A 5,630-nucleotide genomic window follows, 5' to 3' on the forward strand; every position below is an offset into this window, starting at 1 on the left:
CAGCATGAGCATGAGATATAATAAGGGCGTCTATCTTCCGTTCCTGATCATTGTATAGACCCTCAACATCAGGAAGGATTTTCTCCTCTATAAGCTCATTAACGGATTTACCGGTAAGTTTCTTGGCGTCAAACTGCTCTTTATTAGTGTCAACCAGCGGCATTCCAAAATCGACAATAATCCTTGTCTTGTCAGTTTGGATCTCAACACAGCTTCCGCCGATTTCTTTCGCCCCACGATGGATAATTAATTTCATTCTATAAAAGGATCCTTTTTAAGAGTAATCGTATCTGGTCCTTCTGATATTTAAAGGGGTCACACCTATTCATTAATCTTAAACAAATAGTTGCAACGACCATTTATTGGAACAACTCTTGTCATAGCCATATTTTATCACTTTGTCATACCTGACTCAATCTTTAAGCGTAAATAAAAAGGGGCATACCTAAAATTACAAATAAATGGGTCACACCTATTTTTTTACTTAATTCTATTTAAATTAGGTATTACCCATTTTCCCTACCAATCATCCCCACCACCTACATAAGTCCCGTCCGGTGTTATTTGAGGGCCACCGCCTACATAGCTTCCATCTGGTGCTAGCTCAGGTTCGCCTCCTACATACGTGCCATCAAGAGCCATATGCGGTTCGCCACCTACATATGTTCCATCAGGAGCCAACTCAGGTTCGCCTCCTACATACTTACCATCAAGAGTCATATGCGGCTCCCCGCCTACATATGTCCCGTCAGGGGCCAATTGAACTTCACCTGCATAAGCACAATAATTAATAAAAACAAAACATACTAAAAACAACAAACATACATTTAATCTTTTCATCTAATATATTACCTTTTTAAGTTAATTGTTCAGAAGGATAATCGGCGTTTAGCGCTTCTTTGCGAAGAACTTTTTTCATGTAAGACCGAGACGACCGATTATAAATGGTAGCAGCTACCATTTATAAAGCCAATTATTTTTCATCTCTAATTGCCCAATCCGTTTATATAAATTATCAACCAGTTGCGCCTTATCCTTTTCTTCAGGATCTTTATTCCCACTAAATAATCCCGGAAGCTTTTGCCTTAGTTCTTGTTTCCATTTCACCCCTCCCGTGGTTTGGACTACTATTATACCTCATTTTTCTATCTTATCCACTGGTCCGAATTTTGGGGAGTATTATAGTGTAGTTAGGCGGAGATTAGGGTGATGGCGCTATGTCTATACGACTCTATCTTATTCTTGTAATCGTCTTTCATAGGTGAGGCATAATTGGTTCCCTCAATATAGGTTAGGATTTCCATCATTGTCTTTTCATCAACGGTCTTTATAAGGCTTTCGTCCTTACTTAAAGCGGCGATAAAGACGCTGAAGGTGTTAACGGCCTTACCCTCCTGCGGCATCGGTACGGCTATATCAAGCTTGCCCATAGTCGTATCGTCCTCAAACGCGACCTTTATGACATTTACCGGGGCCTGCGAAATCATGGAAGCGTACTGGTCCTGATCCAATATCTTTAAGAACTTAAACTGTTTGGGCAATTCTTCAAACCTTTGCCTTTCTTTTTCGTCTGTTATTTTGATCCATATATCTTCCTTGTTGCCGGCAAGCTGCAATTCTGCCAGAACAACACCGAGTTCATCAAGGGTTTGATCAGCGTTAAACAAAGCGCTTGAAAACGCGAAGATATCTTTTCTATTTTGCACAAATTCAGGATTATTCAGGAAATGATATATGGACAGGTAATCCTCATTCACTATGTACAGGTCAATATATTTTTCTTTTAAGCGGTTATGCAGTTTTGATTTCATGTATGCGAAGGCGGGTTTGTAATTGGGATCGGTTTCTGTGAGGTATTCGTGGGACTCGCCAAGACATCGTTCTCTATACTCGTGCTCCAGCCAACTGGCAAAGTATGCCGCGCTTACCTCACTGCTACCCGCCATATCTTTCAGGATTTCCCAATCAATATAGGCGGATTCAATACCTCTGCCGCCGCCCGAGCCGTGATGGCCGGCTATCGGCAGATCCTTCATAACAACAATACTAAGTTCATTTTTGATACCGTTGGTGCCGTTGGTACCGTCACGGTATTTCTCCTTTACATGGTTTGCCATCACATCATCATAGAAACTCTTTATTAAAAACCATTCAACTTTATTATCCTCACCCTGCAGTTTGCCGGGTTCGGCAGTGGGGAGGTTTAGGAAGCCGTAGTCTCCACGATCAAATCTATCCTTCATCAAATCCCTTAATTCTTTCGAATCGGGTGTCCCTTCAAAGGAACTGGTTTCAACTGTTGCAGTAGGAATAATAGATAGCATTTTCTCAACCCTTTTCAACAGTACAAGTCTCGACTCTGCAATGTTTTTTTTATCGCTTTTGTTTTCCCTGAATAGTCTTTTTAACTTCTTTAATTCTTTGTATAATTTTTGCGTTTCTTCTGCCTTCGGTGTGTCTCCTAGGAGGTCGTAATGGCTTACCATGTCATACTTGTCGGATACATAGATTTCAGCTTGTTCTATTCCTTTTATTGATAACGTATTTAATTTTGTTTCTGCTTCTTCTGTGTTAAATTGTCCTGCTCTCTCATTTATCTTTTTTTGAATCTCCTTCATAGCCTTGAATATTTCTTCTAATTTCCGGATGTGCAACGGTCTTTGCTGTGAGCTAATATCTTGTTTTTTCAGCTTACCTTGACTTTGACCCGGAAACAAAAAGTTGGTTTTAGATATTACTTTATCAATTTCATGATTTAATTTTTTTTGCATCTTGCTTGCTGATACGCTATTGATGAGTTCCTCCAAACTAGCAATCTTATTATTAATCATTTTCTTCTTCATGGCAGAATATTCAGGGCCAACAGACTTCGCTACCTCAATTCCAGCTCTAAGCCCACTAAGCTCACTAGGTTCCTCTCCTTCCCTATCTTCCCAATCGCTAAAATATACGTTTTCCGGAAGTCTTTTGAGAGTTTCTTCTAACTCGTTTAATATCCTAATAATAGGGTATTTAGTGATATTTTCTATTTTAATAATCATTTTTTTTAGTGCTAAAACCCCTTTTGCTTTTTCAACTTTTAACATTGTCTTTTTGTTGTCGGGGTATAGCTTTTTGAAATTATCAAGAAGACCTATTAAATCTTCTGCTTCTTTAATTTTGTCATCGTTCAAATTGCTTGCTCCTAATAAAATTAAATCTACTTCGCGTTCTACTGCATCTATAACATCTTGAACTTCGTCTATATTTTCTTCTAACGCCTTACCAGAATAAACAAATTTCTCATCTGTCCTATCTATAGTATCCAAAAGAGTTTTGATGAAATATATTTTTTGGTTTTGGTTTAATTTTTTCTTTTCGTCTTTGATTTCTAGCAGTAAAAAGTCTATTAGTTCACTTGAAGGGTTTAGTTCAAGATCCTCGTTATCTGCAATTGACATTAAAGCTGAAATAGCCCAGTAATGTTCAGCAGGTTTAGCAGTTTTAGCAGTTTTTTGTGCTGGTACTTTTTTTGTTATTCTCTTACAGATTTTAACAATTGAACTTGTGATAAGTCTGTTAAGTAATTTTATTGTCTCCTTATTAAATTCCCCTTCTTTTATATATTTTTTTTCAAGCAATAAAGCATCGACAAGTAAGTGCATTGTTGGTACGTCACTGGTTATAGACCGCTTTGAATCCCTATCCCAGATGTGCAATAAACCCGATACACTCATTTCACGCATTTTTAGCGCTGTTTGTTTTGCTTGGCCTTTTGCATCTTTAGAAAGGAAAAGATTAGAGGCAATGTTTTCGAGGTTTTTTGGTGTATTGAGTATAAAATCTTTACACCTTGTACGGAAATCCTCAACTGCTTTTTTATAAGCATCATCATCATTGTTAAATGTATAATACTCCGGTACTTTTAGTGCTTTTGGATATTGAAGATCCTTTAAAAAAGTATCCAAAGTATCCTCCCAGCGCATTGCTTGGCTGGCCATTCTGTAGAGATCTTCACGTGATATGAGGTTCTCTGTGCTCATACCTAGTGCTTCGTTAAGTTTCTCTACTCTTTCATCTATATTAGTTGTTTTTTCTAATACATACTCCTCAAGAAAATTTCTGAATTTATTTATTTCCTTTAAATCGTGTGTTAAATTAGGGTCAAGTTCGGAAACGTAAATATGTATTTTTCCCTCATAATCTGTAGTCCAGAAACTGTGTATACCGTATTCCTTCATTTTCTTGCCAAGCCCCGCATCTTTTATTAGCTCAACAATAATATTTCCATCACTTAAAAGATCTAAAAGCTCAGACTCAGTTTGATTAACTCCCTTTTCCTTTGCTTCCAGCACATCAGCAGTTATATCTTTTTTTTCAGCTAAAGCAAATTCAACCCTGAGCTCTTTCTTCACTGGCTCTGTTAAGGCAGGACCCTTTGTTTTATCTGTAGCAAATCGTGTAGGACTTATATCAGCCACTAGTTTGCTAAAATCGTCTATTTTTCCTATATCTACGGTAAGATAAGTTTCTAAAAAAAGGTTAACCCCCCCTTCTTTTACATTATTTAATTTTTGTTTTATGACTTTTAGCTGTAAACACAGCTTTTTTACTTTTTTGTAATCACTTGTTTTTAAAGCATCTTTACCTTTATCAATAAGATTTTCTGTTGACGTTGTTAAGCTTTTTAAGAGCGTCTGTGTAGATGGTCGGATCCCAAACATTGCTAATTTTACTAATTGCGCATGTGTATACTTCTGTGCCTGTTCTGCTAGGACTCTTCTTGCTGCAACAGTAGCTTTATAAGCTTCATCGCTGCTGATACCTCCTTCAAAGTGTCTTTTGCGGTCATCTTTGTCAGGTTCCCATTTACTCATAAAAGTAAGCAATTCACGTCGTGCAGCTTTTATATCTTCTATATTTCCATTTTCTACTGCAGTTTTGTATACCTCAATCGCTCTATCAACAGATTCTCTCCGTTCCTTTAACTTATTTCCTATTTCCTGCATTTTTTGCATGATGTCTTTTTTGTATGAAGGAGCAAGAGCATATGTAGCATTTTGGCACAGAAATACAATCGTTACCGCAAGGGCGATAATCTTTATGAATAACTTTTTATGTATTACTTTACTTTTCATTCTTTCCCAAAAATTCATTTCATTTAAAGAAAATGCAATGCATCTCTGCATCTAAGCTCTTGCTCTTGGTTCTTAAACACAAAGACTTTTTCTTTTCTTGCATTCTCACAAGAAAAGTTCTCTTTTTATAAAAACAACATCAGGACATAGGATGAAAACTAAGTTAAACATCCTACCCCCAAGGTTTTACTTATCATTATATACATAATATTCATATTATAAACTATAAATGTGGTTTTGTCAATAGGGATATTGCTAAATGTCTGCATGAGAAGGAGATATAAGCATGCATTTAAGAAAAAGGATTATGGAAAGAGTAATTTTTTCAAAATGAATATTTTTCTGAATGAATAAGCCAACATCATATAAGGCAGGCAGTCTAGTCGCGGAGTTCTGGTCGAGTAGATATAATATGGCCGTCACACTTAGACATGCTTTGTGTTCCCTGTTACTCTCCCCTTTCGGTTTGGAGAGTGTCACATTATTCTGTCTTATGCTTCGACTTCAACACCC

Annotated in this window: 4 protein-coding genes; all 4 read right to left on the minus strand. The window is 37.0% G+C overall.

Features of this window, described 5'->3' with window-relative positions:
• A partial coding sequence (locus tag P9M13_10275) for a hypothetical protein (GenBank protein MDP8263669.1) occupies positions 1-256 on the minus strand: 256 nt, incomplete at its 3' end.
• Between the two features lie 263 nt (positions 257-519).
• On the minus strand, positions 520-840 hold the full coding sequence (locus P9M13_10280; protein MDP8263670.1) for a hypothetical protein: 321 nt from the start codon (positions 838-840) through the stop codon (positions 520-522).
• A gap of 114 nt (positions 841-954) precedes the next feature.
• Positions 955-1,107, minus strand: a complete 153-nt coding sequence (locus P9M13_10285; protein MDP8263671.1) for a hypothetical protein — start codon at positions 1,105-1,107, stop codon at positions 955-957.
• An 83-nt stretch (positions 1,108-1,190) separates the two neighbouring features.
• Complete coding sequence (locus P9M13_10290) at positions 1,191-5,117, minus strand: hypothetical protein (GenBank protein ID MDP8263672.1); 3,927 nt, start codon at positions 5,115-5,117, stop codon at positions 1,191-1,193.
• Between the last annotated feature and the right edge of the window lie 513 nt (positions 5,118-5,630).

The sequence above is a fragment of the Candidatus Ancaeobacter aquaticus genome (genome assembly GCA_030765405.1).
Lineage (GTDB): Bacteria > Auribacterota > Ancaeobacteria > Ancaeobacterales > Ancaeobacteraceae > Ancaeobacter > Ancaeobacter aquaticus.

Bases quoted from the DNA above. Each gene is read 5' to 3' on its own strand.
- P9M13_10280 (MDP8263670.1), bottom strand. From the start codon at position 840: ATGAAAAGATTAAATGTATGTTTGTTGTTTTTAGTATGTTTTGTTTTT.
- P9M13_10290 (MDP8263672.1), bottom strand. From the start codon at position 5,117: ATGAAAAGTAAAGTAATACATAAAAAGTTATTCATAAAGATTATCGCC.